The organism is Candidatus Poriferisodalis sp. (assembly GCF_965214215.1).
Lineage (GTDB): Bacteria > Actinomycetota > Acidimicrobiia > Acidimicrobiales > Poriferisodalaceae > Poriferisodalis.
In genome coordinates, this window is record NZ_CBDCBD010000001.1 from 13,585 (window position 1) to 34,058 (window position 20,474).

At 66.7% G+C, this 20,474-nt stretch carries 16 protein-coding genes and 1 pseudogene; 12 read left to right on the forward strand and 5 right to left on the reverse strand.

Annotation, left to right across the window (positions count from 1 at the left end; all coding sequences use genetic code 11):
* Positions 1–11: 11 nt before the first annotated feature.
* Together ACOOF5_RS00075 and ACOOF5_RS00080 are read right to left on the reverse strand one after the other, a co-directional pair.
* Positions 12–1,124 (reverse strand): TIGR03617 family F420-dependent LLM class oxidoreductase, encoded by a 1,113-nt coding sequence (locus ACOOF5_RS00075; protein ID WP_420435368.1) that lies wholly within the window; start codon positions 1,122–1,124, stop codon positions 12–14.
* Positions 1,125–1,155: 31 nt separating this feature from the next.
* On the reverse strand, positions 1,156–2,169 hold the full coding sequence (locus ACOOF5_RS00080) for an NAD(P)-dependent oxidoreductase (protein WP_420435370.1): 1,014 nt from the start codon (positions 2,167–2,169) through the stop codon (positions 1,156–1,158).
* 150 nt (positions 2,170–2,319) lie between these two features.
* On the opposite strand from ACOOF5_RS00080, the gene ACOOF5_RS00085 reads away from it, so the two are divergent.
* The 3 genes from ACOOF5_RS00085 to ACOOF5_RS00095 all read left to right on the forward strand — a co-directional run bounded on the left by ACOOF5_RS00085 (position 2,320) and on the right by ACOOF5_RS00095 (position 5,837).
* On the forward strand, positions 2,320–3,612 hold the full coding sequence (locus ACOOF5_RS00085; protein WP_420435372.1) for an MFS transporter: 1,293 nt from the start codon (positions 2,320–2,322) through the stop codon (positions 3,610–3,612).
* Between the two features lie 62 nt (positions 3,613–3,674).
* A complete protein-coding gene (hmgA, locus tag ACOOF5_RS00090; RefSeq protein ID WP_420435374.1) occupies positions 3,675–4,997 on the forward strand; it encodes a homogentisate 1,2-dioxygenase in 1,323 nt (440 codons plus the stop codon).
* A 27-nt stretch (positions 4,998–5,024) separates the two neighbouring features.
* A complete protein-coding gene (locus ACOOF5_RS00095; RefSeq protein ID WP_420435376.1) occupies positions 5,025–5,837 on the forward strand; it encodes an SDR family NAD(P)-dependent oxidoreductase in 813 nt (270 codons plus the stop codon).
* Positions 5,838–5,948: 111 nt separating this feature from the next.
* On the opposite strand, the gene ACOOF5_RS00100 is transcribed toward ACOOF5_RS00095, so the two are convergent.
* Genes ACOOF5_RS00100 through ACOOF5_RS00110 form a run of 3 tightly spaced genes read right to left on the reverse strand, consistent with a single transcriptional unit; the run spans position 5,949 to position 8,965 of the window.
* Positions 5,949–7,310: an LLM class flavin-dependent oxidoreductase gene (locus tag ACOOF5_RS00100; protein WP_420435378.1), complete on the reverse strand. Its 1,362-nt coding sequence runs from the start codon at positions 7,308–7,310 to the stop codon at positions 5,949–5,951.
* Positions 7,311–7,352: 42 nt separating this feature from the next.
* Positions 7,353–8,105 (reverse strand): ABC transporter ATP-binding protein, encoded by a 753-nt coding sequence (locus tag ACOOF5_RS00105; protein ID WP_420435380.1) that lies wholly within the window; start codon positions 8,103–8,105, stop codon positions 7,353–7,355.
* Complete coding sequence (locus tag ACOOF5_RS00110; protein WP_420435382.1) at positions 8,105–8,965, reverse strand: ABC transporter permease; 861 nt, start codon at positions 8,963–8,965, stop codon at positions 8,105–8,107. Before ACOOF5_RS00110 ends, ACOOF5_RS00105 begins: the two co-directional genes overlap by 1 nt.
* A gap of 48 nt (positions 8,966–9,013) precedes the next feature.
* Between ACOOF5_RS00110 and ACOOF5_RS00115 the strand changes: the two genes are divergently transcribed.
* From ACOOF5_RS00115 to ACOOF5_RS00155, 9 genes and pseudogenes are all read left to right on the forward strand, one after another.
* Positions 9,014–9,955: a phytanoyl-CoA dioxygenase family protein gene (locus ACOOF5_RS00115; RefSeq protein WP_420435384.1), complete on the forward strand. Its 942-nt coding sequence runs from the start codon at positions 9,014–9,016 to the stop codon at positions 9,953–9,955.
* A 21-nt stretch (positions 9,956–9,976) separates the two neighbouring features.
* Positions 9,977–10,753, forward strand: coding sequence for an SDR family NAD(P)-dependent oxidoreductase (locus tag ACOOF5_RS00120; RefSeq protein ID WP_420435386.1), 777 nt, complete (start codon positions 9,977–9,979; stop codon positions 10,751–10,753).
* A gap of 230 nt (positions 10,754–10,983) precedes the next feature.
* Positions 10,984–11,430, forward strand: a complete 447-nt coding sequence (locus tag ACOOF5_RS00125) for a glycine/sarcosine/betaine reductase selenoprotein B family protein (protein WP_420435388.1) — start codon at positions 10,984–10,986, stop codon at positions 11,428–11,430.
* Between the two features lie 18 nt (positions 11,431–11,448).
* Complete coding sequence (locus ACOOF5_RS00130; RefSeq protein WP_420435390.1) at positions 11,449–12,129, forward strand: hypothetical protein; 681 nt, start codon at positions 11,449–11,451, stop codon at positions 12,127–12,129.
* 45 nt (positions 12,130–12,174) lie between these two features.
* Positions 12,175–13,482, forward strand: a complete 1,308-nt coding sequence (locus ACOOF5_RS00135; RefSeq protein ID WP_420435392.1) for an MFS transporter — start codon at positions 12,175–12,177, stop codon at positions 13,480–13,482.
* Between the two features lie 102 nt (positions 13,483–13,584).
* Positions 13,585–17,103, forward strand: coding sequence for an indolepyruvate ferredoxin oxidoreductase family protein (locus ACOOF5_RS00140; RefSeq protein ID WP_420435394.1), 3,519 nt, complete (start codon positions 13,585–13,587; stop codon positions 17,101–17,103).
* Positions 17,104–17,151: 48 nt separating this feature from the next.
* On the forward strand, positions 17,152–18,090 hold the full coding sequence (locus tag ACOOF5_RS00145; RefSeq protein ID WP_420435396.1) for a phenylacetaldoxime dehydratase family protein: 939 nt from the start codon (positions 17,152–17,154) through the stop codon (positions 18,088–18,090).
* A 169-nt stretch (positions 18,091–18,259) separates the two neighbouring features.
* Positions 18,260–19,234, forward strand: a pseudogene (locus ACOOF5_RS00150) (PLP-dependent cysteine synthase family protein); the annotation flags it as partial.
* Between the two features lie 38 nt (positions 19,235–19,272).
* Entirely contained in the window at positions 19,273–20,472 is a 1,200-nt protein-coding gene (locus tag ACOOF5_RS00155) for a cystathionine gamma-synthase (protein WP_420435398.1), read from the forward strand.
* Positions 20,473–20,474 lie beyond the last annotated feature (2 nt).

The following is a 20,474-nucleotide window of genomic DNA, read 5'->3' on the forward strand; positions in this document are numbered from 1 at the left end:
ACGGCGAGACCCTAGACCCCCCGGAGATTTGCCGTCCGAAGATCGCCTGCTGAGAGGCTGAGCCCATTGGCGGAGCCCAATTCGGCCAAGATCGCCGAGAGCTGCTCGCCGTCGTCACGTGTATTGACGGGAATCGAGAACTCGATGCGGTCGATGTGGGGACCGTATCGCTCGGCGAGCAGCCGGCCGATCTGGTCGTAGGTGCCGACGGTGGCGATGGTGTGGAGCATCTCGTCGGACACGATCGCCGAGATCTCCTCCCAGCGTTGCGCCTTCGACAGCACCGCGGCCTGGTTCGCCTCCTCGGTCCAGTCGTGCACATCGAAGGCTGCCCGGTAGGCGGGCGTCGAGAGGTAGAAGCCGACCCGCTCGCGCACGGTGCGGGCCACGACGTCCAGGCTTGCTTCGTCGGGCGCCGTAGCGACGAGTGGCTTCATGCACCAGTCCACTTCGTCGGCGTCACGTCCAGCGCGTTCGGCGCCTCGGGCCACTGCAGGCGCCATGACCTCGGTGATGTAGCGGGGCGAGCACACCGGGTGCAGTCGGACGCCGTCAGCGACCTCGCCGGCAACGCCGCACATGTTCGGGTTGATCGCTGCGATGTGGACGGGAATATCGGGATGGTCGATCGGGCCGGGATCGAACAGCGGCACCATCAAGTTGAGGTTGTAGTGCTCGCTCTCGAACTCCAGCGGAGTGCGGTCCTGCCAGCATCGCCACACCGCGCGCACCGCGCCGACGTAGTCGCGCATCCACGGACCCGGTGCCGACCAGTCCATGCCGTAGCGGCGGCGGATGTGGCCGCGCACCTGGCTGCCCAGCCCCAGAATCGCCCTTCCTGCGGAGGCTTTCTGCAATGTCCAAGCCGACAGCGCGGTGACTGTCGGGGACCGGGGGAACGCCATCGCCACCGACGTGCCGAGTCCGAGCGTCGTCGTCGCCACTGCGGCCATGGCGAGCAGCTGGTACGGGTCGTCCTTGGTTTCCTCGACCACGAGAGCGTCGTAGCCCAGGGCCTCAATCTGGGCTGCGGCTTCGCCGATGGTTCTCACGTCGAGCGGAACATCGGGGGCTCGCAGCCCAGGGTCGAGCTTGCCCAGCGGCAGCAGCGTCTCCGTCTTCATTTCACGGCCTCCATCGTCCAGCTCTCCTGGTTCAGCCCGCCACGAGCAGGCGCGGCGCATCGCCAGCGAGGAACGTCTCGAGCTGGCTGACGAACAGGTCGTCGTTGCGGGCCGCCATGCCGCTGCCGGCACCGCCGATGTGGGTGGTCATCACCACCTTGGGGTGATTCCACAGTGGGCTCTCAGCGGGCAGCGGCTCGGTGTCGAAGACGTCGAGCGCAGCGGTGGCCTCGTTGTCCGCGTCCAGCCACGCCAGCAGCGCATCGGCGTCGATGACGGGGCCTCGAGAAACGTTGATCAGGACAGCGTCGCTGCGCATGGCCGCCAGGAAATCGGCGTCGACGAGCCCCCGCGTCTCATCGGTGAGCGGGCACGTCAGGACGACGACATCGGCCAGCGGCAGCTCGTCGGCCACGGCCTCCATCGTGACCATCGCGTCGGCGGCTTCGAGATCGGCGTCACCAGCGACGCTGCGGCGGGCGCCGACAACGAGTGCGCCAAAGGGTCGGGCGAGCGCGGCAAGCTTGCGGCCAATCGATCCGAATCCGACGATGAGCCAGCGGCTGCCGCGTACCTCCCGCCATGGCACCTGCAGCCACGTTCCGGCCCGCCGCCGATCGATGCGCCCAGCCCAGTCACCGAATGTGCTGAGCACCAGCGACATTGTGTGCTCGGCAGTGGCGTCGTTGGGAGCGTCGCTGCGACTCAGCTGCACGCCGCCGGCCAGCAGTTGCTGAAATGGCGGCGCATCAGTACCGGCGAGACACGCCTGGGTCCAGCGCAGCGTCCCCGGAGCGAGGGCGGCTTCGACGAAGGGCGCTAGATCGCCGCCGAACAGCAGCCCGATCGAGATCCAGGCGGCGTTGGGGGCGTAGCCAGCTTCGCCGACCGGCGTTCCGTCTGCGTCCGCAATCGCCGAACCGTCAGGGAGGCTCACGCCATCGCGTCTCCACAGCAGCGGCTCGATGTCGTGGTCAAGCGCCGACAGCCGGTCGGCGAGCCGCTCGTAGTCGTCGGCGGGAATCAACACCTGTGGGAAATTCACGCTGGAACGCTATGCACTCCGAACGGCCGGTGCCTTCGTGGGAATGTGCGGCTGATGCCTCGTCGCTGACCGAGGTGTGGCTGGTGACACAACTGCGCCGAGTTGCAGCGGCCGCACGGTCGTCGGGCAGCAGACATAGGGTGCCAGTCGATGACAACGGGCGACGCTGCAGGCGCAACGTCAGACGCGCCTACAGCGCCCGGATCGACCGGCGACAGCCCGATGCAGCGCCTCGGCTTGAACTTCGTGCTGGTTGCCACGATGGTGCTCGGTCCGATCCCCATGATGCTGCCGGCGGTGCTGGCAGTCGATCTCATCGGCGCCCTCAACATCACGACGGGCGCCTTCAGCCTGGCCCTCACCGCTAACACGGTCGTCGCGGCCTTATTCGCGCCGCTGTCGGGCCGGCTCACCGATCGCGTCGGACCGAAGCTCTCGACGGTGCTGACGATCAGCACCGCTGGTGTGGGCATGTTCGGCATGGCTTTCGCTACCGACGTGTGGCTCCTGATGGCGTCTGCAGCGTTCGCCGGCCTCGGCCAGGGCTGGTGCAACCCAGCTACCAACAAGCTCATCGCCGAGCGGGTGCCTCCAGGACGCCGCGGCACCATCACCGGTCTTAAGCAGTCGGGTGTCATGTTCGGCATCTTTCTGTCCGGCTCCACGCTGCCGACGCTGGCCGTCTGGTTCGGCTGGAGAACCGCTTTCGGCGTCTACGGCGTCGCAGCGCTGGTGTGTGCGCTCGGCATCGGGCTGTGGATGCGGCCCGATACCCGCCCGAGCGCCGACGGTGAGCCCGAGTACGCCTCACCGCCCGACGCAGTGTTCGCCGTACGGCCCATGCATCCCCGACCGGTGCGCATGGCGCTCGCCGAGCGCGCGTTCATCGCGAAGATCACCTGGTTCTCGCTGCTGATGGGCGGCGTCGTCGGAGGCGTCGGCCGCTTTCAGGTCCTGTTCGCTGAGCAGTCGCTGGGCTGGACCAACTTCTGGGCCGGGATGGCCAGCGCCCTCGCGGGCATCACTGCGGCGGGGTCGCGCATCTGGTGGGCCCGACTCACCGAGACTCGAGTCCGTCCGGCGAGCGCGCTCGCCATCCAGTCCGCGTTCACGGTGGTCGCCATGGCGCTGTTGCTGGGGGCCACCTCGGTCCACGGTTCGCTGATGTGGGCGATGTCACTGGTGGCGGGCTTCACGATGATGTCGTGGAACGCCGTGGCAATGCTGGCCATCATCACCGGCGTTCCCGTCGCGCGGGCCGGGCGGGCGTCCGGCATCGTGATGCTCGGATTCATGTCCGGGCTCAGCATCGGCAGCCTGGCTGCCGGCTATGTCATCGAGTGGACGGGTCGCTTCGAGACGGTCTGGCTGGCCTTTGCGGTCTGCGCCGCAGGCGCTTCGGTGCTGGCGATGACCATGCGCCGGAGCGGTCCGGTCATCTGAGAAAGCGCCAACATTCCCCTACCCGAAGAGGGGCTTCACGGACCCGTTCTAGGCTGGCACCTATGGGGGACGACTTCGGTGTCGAGTATCAGAGCGGGTTCGGCAACGAGCACGCCACCGAGGCTGAGCCCGGCACGCTGCCGATCGGCCAGAACAGCCCCCAGCGCGTCTCCCACGACCTGTACACCGAGCAGTTAACCGGAAGCGCCTTCACAGTTGCCCGGGCCGATGCGTTGCGGACGTGGATGTATCGGATCCGGCCGTCAGTGCGCCATGTCACCGGGCTCCGCGACATCGGCCCGGGTGCGATACGCACCTCGCCGTGCCGTGAGGGTTCGCCACCAGTCGCGCAGCTGCGCTGGAGTCCGATTGACGTTCCCACCGAACCCAGCACCTGGCTGGACGGGCTCTGCACGCTGGCCGCAAATGGCGACGCTCACACCCAACGCGGCGCTGCCACCCACCTGTATTTCGCTAACCGTTCGATGGAAGACGAAGTGTTCGCCAACGCGGACGGCGAGATGCTGATCCTGCCCCAGCTGGGGACGCTGCGGCTCGTCACCGAGTTGGGGACGCTCACCGTCGGGCCGGCTGAAATGGCGACGATCCCCCGTGCGGTCAAATTCCGGGTCGAGCTCATGGAGGAAGCAGCCCGGGGCTATGTGTGCGAGAACTACGGGGCGCCGTTCCGCCTGCCTGACCCGGGCCTCATCGGCGTGGACGCTTTGGCCATGCCGCGGGACTTCCTGTACCCGGTCGCCGGCTACGAGGCCGAGGACCGGCCCACGCGGCTGGTCTTCAAGCACGACGGCCGCCTGCTTGAGACCCACCTGCCGCACTCGCCGCTCGATGTCGTGGCGTGGCACGGCAACTTCGCCCCGTACAAGTACGACTTGCGCAACTACTGCCCGCTCGGACCGCTGCTGTTCGACCATCCGGCGCCGTCGATCTGGACGCTGTTGACATCTCCCTCGGACATTCCCGGCACCGCCAATGTCGACTTTGTGCTGTTCCGCGAGCGTTGGGCCGTGCAGGAGCACACGTTCCGGCCGCCCTGGTACCACTCCAACGTGATGAGCGAGCTGATGGGGCTCATCGAGGGCACCTACGACGCCAAGCCCGAAGGAGGATTCCTGCCCGGCGGCGTGAGCATCCACAACGCCTTCCTGCCCCACGGCCCCGACATCGACGCCTACGACGCCGGCACCACAGCCGATCTGGAGCCCCGGCGGATGGCCGACATGCTGGTCTTCATGCTCGAATCCCGCTATGCGTGGATCCCGACGGCCTGGGCTGCCGGACTGAGCGAGCTGCAAGACGACTACGCCGATGCGTGGACGCCGCTGGACGACCGCAGCACCTTGCGCCGCAACAGTGGCGGCTGAGCACTCGCCCCGCAGCGGGGCTGGATGATGACTGCGACGCGGGCGAGCGCCGATCTGAGCGGGCGGGTGGCGATCGTCACCGGGGCGGGGGCGCGGGGCGACGGAATCGGCAATGGGCGGGCCGCCGCGATCCTGCTGGCCGAGGCCGGGGCGCATGTGCTGGCGGTGGATCGCAAGCTCGATCTCGCCGAGGCCACCGTCGACATGATCAGCGCCGAAGGTGGCGGCGCCGTCGCGATCGGCGCCGATGTGACCGTCGAATCCGACTGCGAGGCCACGACCCAGGCGGCGTTGGAGCGCTGGGGTCGGCTGGACATTCTCGTGAACAACGTCGGCATCGGCAGCAGCGGAACGGTGGTCACCGAGGAATTGGACCGCTGGGAGCGGGTCATGGACGTGAACCTGACCTCGATGGTGCTCGCATCCCGGCATGCAATCCCGGCGATGATCTCCCACTCAGGCGGCGGAGCGGTCGTCAATATCTCATCCATTTCGGCCCTGCGTCCTCGCGGCATGACGGCGTATTCGACCTCGAAAGGGGCGATCATGGCCCTCACGTCGGCCATGGCGGTCGACCACGGCGCTGACGGCGTCCGGGTGAACTGCGTGGCACCGGGCCCCGTGCGGACTCCGCTTGTCGGAGGCGACGACATGCCCGACGACCTCGCCGAAGCCCGTCGCCGAGCCAGCGTGTTGCGAATTGAGGGCAGCGGCTGGGATGTCGGCGCAGCAGTCAGGTTCCTGTGCGGCGACGAGGCCCGTTACATCACCGGCCACACGCTCGTCGTCGACGGCGGCGTGACGCTGCGGGGGCCGTCACGCGCCACACTGCAGGGTTGATCGGGCCGCATTGCGGCCAGTGCAGCATTCCTCCACGAAACCTGTCCGCAACTCCCCGCCGAGAGAGCGAATCGGCGCCAGGAGCGCCCGAGTGCGAACTCCCAGCTTCGGCTATTGGCGGAAACCGGCGGCGTAGTGGGTGTCGGGCAGGCGCCTGCAGCCGAAGAGCTTTTCGCGCAGCGTTCCCGGCTGGTATTCCCGCCGCACGAGACCTCGCTCGCGCAGCACTGGGACGACCCCTTCGATGAAGTCCACGAACGTGCCTGGGGTGGTGGCATACACCAAGTTGAAACCGTCGACGCCTTGGTCCAGCCGGCGCGCCATGCCATCGGCGACCTGCTCGGGTGAGCCGACCAGGAATTGCCCAGCCATGTTCAGCTTGATGAGGTCGCCGAAGGTTCGGGTGCCCGGCCGCGCGGAATCCAGCAAGGACTTGACCGTCCCGCGCACTCCTTCGGTGCGCAGCGATTCGAGCGGCTGGTCGGGGTCGATGTGGCTGAGATCGACATTGAGATTGCCGCTCAGGTGCGCAAGACCCGCTTCCACCGAGAGCGTCTCGAGGTAGTCGGCGTGCTTGGCCTTCGCCTCGGCTTCCGTCCCGCCGACGATGGGGGACAGGCCCGTGATGATCTTCACATCGTCGGGTTGACGTCCCGCAGCGCTCACCCTGCGCCGGATGTCTTCCGCAACGCGTCCGAGGCCTCGCGTGCCCGCCACGACGAAGACGCACTCGGCGTGCTTCGCTGCGAAGTCCCGCCCCCGGTCCGACGAGCCGGCCTGGTAGATCACTGGCGTGCGCTGTGGTGACGGCTCCGACAAGTGAGGTCCGGCCACCGAGTAGTACGGGCCCTCGTGGTCGATCGGCCGGACTCGGTCGGGGTCGGTGTAGACGCCGCGTTCGGTGTCGGCCACCACTGCATCGTCAGACCAGCTGCCTTCCCAGAGCTTGTAGCAGACGTCGAGGTAGTCCTCGGCCCGCTCGTAGCGTGTGTCGTGCTTGGGCAGCCGGGGGTAACCGAGACTCTGCGCGCCGTTCTGCAGGTAGGAGGTCACAACATTCCAGGCCACGCGCCCGCCGGTGAGGTGGTCGAGCGTGGTGATCTGGCGAGAAAACGTGAACGGGTGAGCCTGCAGCACGCTGCTGGTGAAGGCGAACCCGAGGTGCTCAGTGACCGTTGCCATGGCGGGGATCAGCAGCATCGGGTCGTTCACGGGCACCTGCATGGCCTCGCGCAGCGACGTGTCGGCGCTGCCTCGGTACGTGTCGTAGAGCCCGATCACGTCCGCCAGGAATATGGCGTCGAAGCAGCCCGCCTCGCAGATGCGGGCAAGTTCCAGCCACGGCTCGAGCGAGGTGTATTCGCGCTGGCGAGTGTCGTCGCGTACCCACAGGCCCTGCTGAATGTGACCGACGCAGTTCATGGTGAACGCGTTCAGGATGATGCGCCGGTGCGGGCGTGCCTCTCCAGCCACCCGATCAGTCTCGCGCTGCTCTTCCCGCAGCGCTCGGCCCATTCAGCGGGAGTTGGGACGCGAGGTCGTCACATAGGTCTCGATGATCTCGGCAGGTTCGCCAACAGCTCGAATCCGGCCGTCGTCCAGCCAGGCGACCCGATCGCAGAAGCGCTCGACTTCTGCCATGTTGTGCGAGACCAGAACCACAGAGCCCGCTGCACTGCAGACATCGTCCATGCGTTCGGCCGCACGGCGGCGGAAGTCCTCGTCTCCCACGGTGAGCGCCTCGTCGATGAGCAGGATTTGGGGTATGCGAGCGGTGGAAATAGCGAAATGCAGCCGCGCCCGCATGCCAGACGAGTACGTGCCCATGGGGCGGTCGATTGCTGCGCGAACACCCGCGAAGTCGATGATGTCGTCCATGCGGTGCTCGATTTCCGTCCGAGAGAAGCCCAGCGCCAAGCCGCCGATCAGGATGTTGCGGCGGCCCGACAGTGACGGTCGCATCACCGACGACACACCAAGCAGCGATGGCCTCGAACGGCCCCGAATGTTGCCGGATGCAAGCGGCAACAATCCGGTCATCGCCGAGAGCAGCGTCGACTTTCCTGACCCATTGGCCCCGATCAGTCCGAGCGTCTCGTGCTCGTGGAGAGTCAGTGTCACCCCGACAATTGCCTCGATAGTGCGGTAACGACGACGAAATCGACGTTGAGCGAATCCCTGCTTGAGCCCTTTGGCCGGCTCCTCGTACACCCGGTAGTTCACGTGAGCGTCGCGAATCTGGACGGTCACAGCTCCCACGTCTGCCATCACGCACCGAGTCGCTGTTCTGAGCGGAAGAAGACCATGAATCCCAAGATGGGCATCAGGACGCTCCACGCGATGGTGCCGATCAGAACCCACATATCAACTGTCTGTCCAAGCAGGCACCAGCGAGCGCACGTGATCAGGTCGTAGATGGGATTGAGTGCGAAAGCCCGACGCCAGGCGAGGCTGTCCACGAATGCTTCGACACTGAAGATCACGCCCGAGGCGTAGAACAAGAGCCGGAACAGGTGCGGCAGGATGTGTCTCAAGTCCGTGACGGCGGCGCCGATCCGCGCCGAAATGAGCGCTGAGCCGAAGTTGAACGCGAATTGTGCTACCAGCACGACCGGCAGCACCAGCCAGCGTGTGGATGGTCTCTCGCCGGTGGCCAGCACCGCGAGGAGTGCGAGGACGATCGCTGGGACGAACGCCGCAGTCTGGCCGTTGACCGAAGCGGCAGGGAGCAGGATGCGCGGGAACTGTATGGACCGGATCAAACCGAGATTCTGAGTGATCGAGACGGCTGCCTCCTGCACCACCCGTTGGGAGAGGTGGAACAGCACGATGCCCACGATTAAGAATCCCAAAAAATTCTCGACACCGCGACTCGTGTCGATGACGACGCCGAAGACCAAGAAGTACACGCCCACGAGCAGCGCCGGGTTCATCAGATGCCAAAACTGGCCGAGCGTCGTGTCCATGTTCTGGGCCCGAAGATCCTGGGCCGGCACGACGATGGCGAATTCTCGCCTGCGCCAAGCCTCGCGCAGGTAGTCCAGCGCCGTGGGCCCCGACGTCAGGTCGATGAGCGGACGCAGCTCGGCGTTGCCATGGCTCGACGCGTACGTGCTCTCGCCGTCCACGGCATTCATCCTACGAACGCAAAACCTCAACCCTCATGAGGAGGGGCGATGGCACCTGCTCCCTGCCAGACTGGTGCCATGAGCGGCATCACCGATCTCACAGCGAACGAAACTGAGCTCCAGTGCTATCTCGACGAAGTCGAAGAGAACGGCTACTGCATTGTCGAGAACGCCATCGAACCCGAGCTGGTCACCGAAATTTGCGAGACCGTCGCCCAGGTCGAAGAGGAGCGGAACGTCCAACCGAAGGGAAACCGCATCGAGGGGTTCGCCACCAAGCGCATGTACAACCTGCTGAACAAGCACCGCTCGTTCTGGAAGCTGCCGATCCACCGCAACGTGCTGCCCTTCCCGCAGCGGCTGATGGAGCCGGGGGCAATCCTGTCGGGCACCACCTGCATGCACATCGGCCCCGGCGAGGTGCACCAGGGCCTGCACTCCGACGACGGCCTCGTGGATCAGATCGACGTGCCGCGCCCGCGCCCGCCGTTCATGGTCACGACCATCTGGGCCTTCGCCGACTTCACCGATTCCAACGGCGCCACCCGCCTGGTGCCCGGCTCGCATCGCTTCGACCACGAGCCCCAGCCGGGCGAGAAGCCCGAGTACATCGCCGCCGAGATGGGGGCTGGCTCGGTGCTGGTGGTGAACGGCGGCACCTGGCATTGCGGCGGCGCCAACACCACCGAAGACGACTGGCGCCTGGGAATCAGCGTGCAGTACTGCCGGGGCTGGATGCGCCAGCAGCAGAACCAGTACTACAGCCTCACTCCCGAAGACGTCCGCGATATGCCCGAAGAGCTGGCAGCCCTGTGCGGGTTCAGCCTGTACCGGGGGATCATGGGCCATGTCGACGGGGCCAGCCCCGGCCGGTACCTGGGTGCCGAGCGCCTCGCCGAGACGGCGTACGCGGCTCGGATCAAGGCCATCGACGACGGCGAGGAAATCGGCGGCATCGGCACCGCCGAGCCGCAGAGGCTGAGCCGATAGGCGGAACAAGGAGCACAGGGAATGGAACTGCGCGATCGGGTAGCGATCATCACCGGGGGAGGGGGCGGCATCGGTTCCGCCACCGCTCGTCATTGGCTGGCGCAGGGCGCGCGCCATGTGGTGGTCGCCGACTACAACGCTGATGCTGCGGGAGCCGTGGCAGCCGAACTCGGCTGCGAAGGCGTCGGGTTGGACGTCACCGACGAGGCGGCCGTCGCACGCCTCGTAGAGCAAACGCTCGATACGCACGGCCCGATCGACGTGTTCTTCTCCAATGCAGGCGCTGGCGCCGAAGGCGGGGTGGTTGCGTCAAACGACGCATGGCAGTCCCAGTGGGAGTTGCACGTCATGAGCCACGTGTACGCAGCTCGTGCAGTGCTGCCCTCGATGCTGGCCCGGGGCGAGGGCTACCTGGTCCACACCGCCAGCGCAGCAGGCCTGCTGGCTGCGATGGGCTCGGCGCCGTACTCGGTCACCAAGGCCGCCTGCATCAAGCTGGCCGAGATGGAAGCAATCCTCCACGGCGACGACGGCATCCGCGTGTCTGTGCTGTGCCCCCAAGGCGTCAACACGGCCATGGCCCCGCAGCGACTCGCCGACGGCAGTACCGACGGCATCGTCGAGCCCGAATTCGTCGCCGAAGTCATCACCGAGGCCATGGCCGAAGAGCGATTCCTCATCCTGTCCCACCCCGAGGCCCAGACCTACGTAGAACGCAAAGCCTCAGACCCAGACCGCTGGCTGCGAGGAATGCGCCGCCTCCGCCAACGCTCCCTCAGCCTGGAACAACCCGCCTAGCGCCTGAACCGATTGACACAGATGCCATAGCAGCGGAGGCGGCAGGAGACTTTGCGACGTTGCGACCAGTTCCCGAGTGGATGCACTGTGAATCGTCTATGACGTCGGCAAGAGATGCGGTGCGGTGCGCATCTCTCGCCTGCAGGATCGCTGGAGCAGAGTCTCCTGCCGCCTCCGCAGCGGGCGCACTTCCCGAGCAAGGCATTGTCGCAAGTCCTAGCGTTGCCTCTATGGCTGATTCCGATGTCAAGGCACTGACCGGCGGGCTCGAAATGCCCGACTTTGAGACAACCGCGTTCACCACGCCGCCACCGCTGGCCGAGGCCACGGTGGCGATCGTGACCTCCGCCTCGCTGCACCATCCCGACCAGGACGACTTCGCACCGATGGACACCGGCTATCGCGTGCTCGACGGCAGCCGCCGCGACTACATGTGCGGCCACTGGAGCCCCAACTTCGACGCCACCGGCATTGCGCTCGACCTCAACACGGTGTTCCCGATCGATCGTCTCGATGAGCTCGCAGCCGACGGCACGATCGGCAAGGTTTCCGACATCCACCTGTCCTATGCGGGCAACCAGTTCGACCTCTCCGCAGTCCGGATGGACTCCGGGCCTGCGGGCGCAAAGTTTCTCCGCGACCAGGAGGTGGACGTCGCTTTGTTCACCCCTGTCTGACCGTTGTGCACGCGTACCGTGAGTACGCTCGCCCACGTCTTTGAGGAAGCCGGAATCGCCACGGTGGCGCTGGGCTCCATCGGCGCCCACATCCAGGGCACGGCCCCGCCCCGGGGGCTCTGGTGCGAATTCCCGCTGGGCCGCCCGCTAGGCAAGCCCAACGACGCAGATTTTCAGCACCGCGTCCTGGCTCACGCCTTCGGGCTGTTGCGCTCGTCCGAACCGGTCGTGGAAAAATTCGCCGAGTCCATCACCGACGACGGCACCGAGACCATGTCGTGCGAGCTGCCGCCCCGCCACGATCCCAGCCTGCACCCCGCTGTGGACGAGGCCAACGGCCTGCGGCCCGCCTACGACCGGGCAGTGGCCAAGCTCGGCAACAGGACAGGCGCAGGCCGCACCGTCAGCGCGGACGACATTCCCTCAGCGGTGCAGTCGTTCATCAATGTTGCAGAGGGCACCCCATGGAAGGAAGCCGGCATTCCGGGCATCCCCGCGCGTGTGGCCCAGGACATCCGCGGCTACTACGAGACTGCAGCATTGGCACTCGCCGAGCACGCACCCGCTGCGTGGGCCGGCGCTCGGTGGTTCTTCACCTCGACGGAAGCCGGCCGCACCATCCTGGCTGCCCGCAAGGCCATGGCTGATGCCGGCGAGAAGCACCCCATCTGGTTCTACATCACGCCCGGCGACATGTAGCGGCCGCCGCCATCGGCGGCTGCCACGCACCAGAATGCACGCTTCGTGAACCCACTCATCGGTCGGCCATTCCACGGCTGGCGTGTGGCATGGGCCGGCTTCTGGGTGCTGTTCATTGTCTACGGCATCCAGTTCAGTTACGGCACGTTCGAAGGGGCCATCAGCGCTGACAAGGGCTGGTCGGCGAGTTGGCTGCAGCTCGCATATGCCTCCTACATCCTCGCCTACAGCGCCGCGAGCGCCTGGACCGGACAGCTCACCGACCGGTTCGGGCCGCGCAGGGTGATTGCCCTGGGCGCAGTGCTGCTCGCAGCGGGCTACTTGGTGCTCTCGGTCGCAGGGAGCCTGGCCATGGTGTTCATTGGCCTTGCGGTGATCGCCCCCCTCGGCATGTCGTCGTCGTGGGTGCCTGCCAACGCCACCGTCGTGCGCTGGTTCACCGATCGGCGCGGGCTGGCGACCGGCATCGTCGGCTCCGGCGGGAGCGCGGGGGGGATCGTGGCGCCGCCGATCGCTGCGTGGCTCGTTTCGCAGTACGGATGGCGTACCGCTATCGCAGTGATGGCGGTGACGAGCGGCGTGCTCATGGCGGCGACCGCAATGGTGTTCGTGCGCGATCCTGAGTCGATCGGCCAGCGACCTGACGGGCGCACACCCGATCCTGCTGAGCGTCCCACTCTGCGCTCGCGGATTGTGTCGAGACCGTCGGCGTTCGTCGTGGACGCAGTACGCCGGCGCTCGCCCAATGGCGAGAATCCCGCAACTGCGTGGACCGCTGCCCAAGCGTGGCGCAATTCGGTGTTCTGGCGCATCTTCGGCATGTTCGCCCTGACCTTCGTCGTGGTGTTCGTGCCCTTCGCGCATGGCGTTCAGTACGCCCGAAGCCTCGGCTTCTCACCGCTGTGGTCGGCAGGCGTCATCAGCTCCATTGGCATCGGCGGGCTCGTCGGGCGCATCGTGACCGGCCCGCTTTCGGACCACATCGACCGTCGCCGCGCCGTGATGCTGGCATTGGCGGTGGAAACGTTCTCCTTCGTCGGCATCGCGATGTCCGACGGGCTGGTGCTGCTCTATGCCTCGTCAATCGCGTTCGGCCTGTCCTATGGCGGCAGCGTGGCGGTGTTCCCGGCACTGGTCGCCGACTACTTCGGCCGCACCAACGCCGGCGCAATCGTGGGACGCTTCTTCGCTACGGCGGGTTCGTTCGCTGCGGTGGGCCCCTACGTCGCTCAGCTGCTGCTCGGCACCACCGGCGGCTACGGCTGGACGTTTTCCATGGCTGCCGCCTCGAATGCCTGCGCGCTCGGCTTGGCCTTCACGCTCCCGCGGCCGGCCTTGCTGGCAAAGAGCTGATCTGCCGTCAGGCTCATCCCCGGCGCCCTCGTTCAACGGGCAGCGATTTGGGCTGACGGGTAGCCTCCGCAGGAAGCCATGACGGCGGATCAGGGGGATTCGATGGCACTCGCAGACTTCAAGCTCGAGGACCGCTTCGACCGCGCCGAAGGCGATGTCGCAATGTCAGGTGTGCAGGCCCTGCTGCGGGTGCTGCTAGACCAGTTGCGCGCCGACCGCCGAGACGGGTTCAACAACGCGGCGATGGTGTCGGGATACCGCGGCTCACCGCTGGGCGGCATCGACGCGCTGATGACCGGCAATGCCGAGGAACTGAAGCAGAACAACATCAGCTTCGTTCCCGGGCTCAACGAGGATCTCGGCGCAACCACCGTGTGGGGCAGCCAGCTCGCCAACCGCAACTTCCAAGGCATCTACGACGGCGTGCTGGGCATGTGGTACGGCAAAGCCCCCGGAGTAGACCGCTCTGGCGACGCCATCAAGCATGCGAACGTCTGCGGCGTCGATCCCAAGGGCGGCGTGCTGCTCGTAGCGGGCGACGACCCGGCTTCCAAGTCGTCCACGCTGGCGTCCGAGTCCGAGGCGGTGCTTATTCACTTCCAGACGCCGATCCTGTACCCCGGCTCGGTCCAGGAAGTCATCGACTACGGCCGCTGGGGCTACGAGCTTTCCCGTTACTCGGGCTTCTGGTCGGCGCTGAAGATTGTCACCAATGTGGCCGACGGCTACTCGACCGTCGAAGTCGGACCAGGACGGGTGAGTGCCAGGCGCCCCGCCTTCGAATGGGAAGGCAAGCCCTGGGCACACACCCAGCAAGACGCCCTGTTCGGCCCCAATGCCGTGCGCATGGAACTCGAAATCCATGAGGGCCGCATGGTTGCAGTCGACAAGTTCGTGGCCGAGAACAAGCTCAACCGCCAGACCGTCACCAGCCCCGACGCCAAAGTCGGCTTGGTCGCGGCCGGCAAGACCTACTACGACCTGCGCGAGGCACTCGACCGCATGGGCCTCAGCGAGGCAGAGCTGTCTCGCCGCGGCATCCGCATCTTCAAGCCGACAGTGGTGTGGCCCCTCGAGCCCACCAGCCTGCGCGAATTCGCTCACGGGCTCGACGTGATCGTCGTGGTCGAGGAGAAGCGCTCGATCATCGAGACGCTGGCGCGCGAGATCCTCTACGGCACGCCCGATGCTCCGCGCATCCTGGGCAAGCGCGACGCCTCCGACGGCTTTTGGTTCCCCGGCCACGGCGAGATGGATGCTGATCTCATCGCCCGCAAGATCCGGCCGTTCCTAGTGGACCGTTTCGGCGGCGACGGCATCGGCCCTGCGGTGCCCGAGCGCATCACGATCCCGCTGGCGGTGACCACCAAGGACGGGGCCAAGGCAGCGGGCCGCACCCCGGGATTCTGCTCGGGCTGCCCGCACAACCGCTCGACGTGGGTTCCTGAGGGCTCCGAGGCCGGCGGCGGTATCGGCTGCCACGGCATGGCAGCCATGACGCCCACCCGCAACGTCCGCGGCACTACTCAGATGGGCGGCGAGGGCATTCAGTGGGTCGGTGCAGCGCCGTTCGTGACGATGGATCACCGCTTCCAGAACATCGGCGACGGCACGTTCCATCACTCCGGCTCGCTGGCCGTGCGCCAAGCCGTCGCGGCAGGCACCAACGTCACCTACAAGATCCTCTACAACGCAGCGGTCGCAATGACGGGCGGCCAAGACGTGGACGGCGGCATGGAGGTGCCGGAGCTGACTCGTTCGCTGCATGCCGAGGGCGTGGCCAAGGTGATGGTCGTCGCAGACGATCCCTCCAAGTACCCATCCGACGCGCAGTTCGCGCCCGACACCGACGTCTGGCACCGCGACCGGCTTGACGAAGCGCAACGGGTGCTGCGTGACATCGACGGCTGCACTGTGCTCATCTACGACCAGGCGTGCGCGGCCGAGCTCCGTCGTGACCGCAAGCGCGGCAAGGTGGCCGAGCCTGCGACGCGGGTGTTCATCAACGAGGCCGTCTGCGAAGGCTGCGGCGACTGCGGCGAGAAGTCCAGCTGCCTCAGCGTGCAACCGGTCGAGACCGAGTTCGGCCGCAAGACTCAGATTCACCAGTCCTCGTGCAACAAGGACTTCACCTGCCTCGACGGTGACTGCCCGGCGTTCATCGAGGTGGTGCCCGGCGGCAAGGTGCCCACCAAGGCGACCGCAGCCGTCGACGACATCGGCGACGATCTGCCTGAGCCGAATCGGCTCGACGAGGGCAACATCTTGATGATGGGCATCGGCGGCACCGGTGTCGTGACCGTGAACCAGATGCTCGCTACAGCGGCGCTGCTCGACGGCAAGCAGGCCAACGGGCTCGACCAAACGGGGCTTGCCCAAAAGGGCGGCCCGGTGGTGTCAAACCTGAAGGTCCGCCGCCTCGGCAGCACTCCCGATGCCGACGCTCCCGATGGCGCTGATGCCGGCGAAGCCAACAAGATCGGCACCGGCGAGGCCGACGCCTACATCGTGTTCGACCTGCTGTCGGGCACGAACCCGGTCAACCTCGAGAAGGCGCAGGCGGGCCGCACGGTTGCATTGGTGTCCTCGTCGAAAGTGCCGACCAGCGCAATGGTGCGCGACACCTCCGCAGAGTTCCCGGAGTGGACGGCCTTCCAGCGTTCCATCGACGATGCCACTACGCCCGAGCGCAACATCTACTTCGACGCAGGCACGCTGTCGGACAACTTGTTCCGTTCGCACATGCCGGCCAACGTGCTGGTCCTCGGCGCCGCCTACCAGTCGGGCGTGGTGCCCATCAGCGCCTCGGCGATCGAGCGGGCCATCGAGCTCAACGGCGTTGCCGTCGAGATGAACACCCAGGCGTTCCGCATCGGCCGCAAGATCGTGCTCGATCCCGACTTCATGGCGACGCTGCACGTGGAGCGCGGTGGCCGTGTGAAGCGCGACAGCGGTCCGTCGAAGCGGGAGCAGAAGCTCATCGACTCGGTTCCCGATCAGTCCGAAGAACTGGCCCGGCTGCTGCGTATCCGTGTGCCCGACCTGGTCGGGTACCAGAGCGTCGACTACGCGGCGGACTATGCCGAGTTCGTGGCCAAGGTGCGCGAGGCCGAGGCTGCTGCGGGCGACGACACCGCACTCAGCGAGACCGTGGCCCGGTACCTGCACAAGCTGATGGCCTACAAGGACGAGTACGAAGTTGCCCGCCTGCATCGCAACAACGCCTTCCAGCAGGCCGTGCGCGACCAGTTCGGCGACAAGACCGAGGTCACCTACAAGCTGCACCCGCCGATCATGCGGCGCATGGGTGTCGAGAAGAAGATCGGCCTCGGCCGCTCCGGTGATGTCGCATTCGCGTTGCTGGCCCGGATGAAGGGCCTGCGCGGCGGGGCGCTCGACATCTTCGGCAAGACCGCTCATCGCAAGATGGAGCGAGAGCTGATCGACGAGTACCGCGGGATGATCTCACGGGCGCTCGACACACTGGCGAGCGGTGACAGCGCTGCGTACGCCCGTGCCGTCGAGATCGCACAGCTTCCCGACATGATCCGCGGCTACGAGGACATCAAGGAAGCCAACGTCGAGCAGTTCCGGGCCCGCGCCGCCGAACTCGGCGCCTGAGCGCAACTCGCCGAGCGGCCGCCGCAGCATGACGGCACCTGCTGGCTGATGGCAGCGAACCGGCCCGAGGGGCATACGCCGAGCGCTCCGGCGTGGTGCGTCGTCGATTTTCCCGAGCTGACGGCTTATTCGATGATCTTCTCGAAGGGTCCCGGCAACGATGAGACCCTGCCAGATCTGCAAGCGGCACTGACTGGTGGCGACGACCGGCCCGATCACGTGGAGCGTGCTCGCATCGTCAACTTCACCGACGAGGGCGATGACGCAGCCGAGGCCGAGGGTGATGTCGAGACCGTATTCATGGCCTACTGGGTCGATCCGGCGGTCTACGAGCGTTGGCGGCAGGACTGCGATGTGCTCCACCGAGCCGGGGTCTATTGCGAGACGGCCGTCATTCCGGCAGATCGCTGGGAGACCATCGCGGGGACGAAGCGACCGCTGCCGGGCGTGCGCAACCTGACCTCGGTGGACCTCACCGAGTTGCACGACTACTGGGGCGCAGCGCGAGACCGCATGGCGGACAGCGCTGAGGATCCATTCGAGGCGGCGCCGGGCTCGCCGCTGCCCGCCAACCTGTGCCTGATCCGCTCAGGACAGAAGTGGGACGAATGCCTTGACGACGAGCGAGAGATGTACTTCACCGACATCGAACCGAAGCTGCGTGCCGGCATCGACTTCCTGGCCAACAACCCCGACACCGGCTGCATCTCCAGCCGCTTCCTGCGGGAGCAGACCATCGACGGCGAAGACCTCGAATCGACCAGCTTCGTCGGATGGTTCGAAGACCTGGCCTCGCTCGAAGCGTGGTCGCGATCGCACTCCACGCACCTGGCGATCTTCCACTCGTTTCTCTCAACGGTTCAGCTCCTCGGCCGACCGCCGAAGTTGCGCCTGTGGCACGAAGTCTCGGTACTGCCCGAAGGCGGTGTCGAGCTGCTCAACACAGACCTCTCCCCGCTCGCCGGCCTCGCCGACCCCGCCTCCTGACCCTCCGGCAAATCTGCGCAACGAAGCTGGACCTTTCGTTCCGTGTGCAGGCAGGCCATTTTGAGCGGCGTTCCCGCACAAGTCTCGACGCAGCGGCGCGGCGAGTTCACCCTTCGTAGGCTGTGACGCCGTGACTGATGCCGGTCCGATGCCCGGGGCCCTCGAAGGCTTGGACATAGCGTCTTCGGTGCTCGATCTCGTCGGTCAGACGCCCTTGGTACGGCTGGGTCGGGTGGCGCCCGACATCGCTACCCCGGTGGTAGCCAAGCTCGAGACCGCCAACCCCGGCGGATCAGTGAAGGATCGTGCCGCGGTCGCCATGATCGACGCCGCCGAGGCTGACGGGCGCCTGCAGCCCGGCGACACCATCGTCGAACCCACTTCTGGCAACACCGGCGTGGGCCTGGCCGTTGTGGCCGCCCAGCGGGGCTACCGCTGCTTGTTCGTGTGCACTGACAAGGTGGCGCCCGAGAAGGTGGCTCTGCTGCGTGCCTACGGCGCCGAGGTCGTGGTGTGCCCGGCCAAGGTCGATCCCGAAGACCCGCGCTCGTACTACTCCACTGCGGCGCGGCTGCGCACCGAAACACCCCGGGCCTTCTCGCCCGATCAGTACTCGAACCAGAACAACCCTCAGGCGCACTACGAGACCACCGGTCCTGAGATCTGGGCTCAAACCGGTGGGCGGGTCACCCATTTTGTCGCCGGCGCAGGTACTGGAGGCACCGTCAGCGGTGTCGGTCGCTTCCTCAAAGAGCAGAACCCGGCGATCGAGGTCATCGTGGCCGATCCGCCCGAGTCGGTCTACGCAGGCGGCGACGGGAGCCCCTATCTCGTGGAGGGCATCGGCGAGGACTTCTGGCCCACCACCTACCACGCCAAGATCGTTGACCGGGTGTTGCCGGTGACCGACGCCGACTCGTTTGCCATGGCCCGGCGAGTGACCAGCACCGAGGGCCTGCTTGTCGGGGGCTCTGGCGGCACTGCGGTGACCGGCGCGCTGCGCGTCGCCGCCGAGCTTGACGCTGCGGGCCTCGCTGGCGTGTCGCTGGTGGTCACGCTCATTCCCGATTCGGGACGCGGCTACCTCAGCCGCGTCTTCGACGACGACTGGCTGAAGTCCCGCGGGTTGCAGCCGGGCGACGAGGTCGACGTCAGCCCGCCGGGTGAACTGGGGGAAGGCTGATGTTGGGCGGCGATCCACAGGTGTCGGGATTCGAGGATCCCGACGAGTTCGGCTTCGAGACGCGGGCGATTCGGGCGGGCCAGCCCCACGATCCCTACACCGGTGCAGTGGTCACACCGATCTCGCTGGCCACGACCTTTGCACAGGATGCTGTCGGCCAGCCCCGCCACGGCTACGAGTACGGCCGCACCGGCAACCCGACCCGGCACGCCTACCAGGTGTGCGTCGCGTCGCTGGAGGGTGCCCGTCACGGGTTCGCCTTCGCCAGCGGGCTGGCGGCATCGGATGCGCTGCTTCGGGTGCTGCGACCGGGCGACAGCCTGCTGCTCGGCGACGACGCGTACGGGGGCACCTTCCGGCTCATCGACACGGTGTTCGGCAACGCAGGCGTCGGTATGGCGGCAACCGATCTCACCGCGCCCGACAAGATCCGCGACGCCTGGACGCCCAGCACCCGCATGGTGTGGCTGGAGACACCCACCAACCCGCTGCTCACGGTCTTCGACATCGAGGCCATCTGCGCCGTCACGCACGAATTGGGCGGCGTCGTCGTGGTGGACAACACGTTCGCCACGCCCTACTTGCAGCAGCCGCTGGCGCTCGGCGCGGATGTCGTCGTGCATTCGGCCACCAAGTACATCGGCGGGCACAGCGACGTTGTCGGCGGCTTCGTGGCCACCAACGACGACGGGCTGGCTGACCACCTGGTGTTCACCCAGAATGCCGTGGGCGCGGTGCCGAGCCCGTTCGACTGCTACCTGGCGCTGCGAGGTGTCAAGACGCTCGGCGTACGTATGGACCGTCACAGCGCGAGCGCGCAGGCGATCGTCGAGCTCCTCGAGGCGCACCCCGCTGTGCGCTCGGTGCTGTACCCGGGACTACCCGATCACCCTGGCCACGACGTCGCCTGCCGGCAGATGAGCGCCTTCGGCGGCATGGTGTCGTTCCGGCTGCACGGCGGGCGTGACGCAGCCGAGCGCGTCGTCACTTCGACGAGGGTGTTCACGTTGGCGGAGTCACTGGGTGCAGTCGAATCGCTGATCGAGCATCCAGGCGCCATGACCCATGCCTCGGCCGCCGGTTCGGTCCTCGAGGTGCCCGACGACTTGGTGCGGCTGTCGGTCGGGCTCGAGACGGTCACCGACCTGCTGGGCGATCTCCAAGCGGCGCTCGATGCTGCATCCTCCGGAGCCCCATAGAC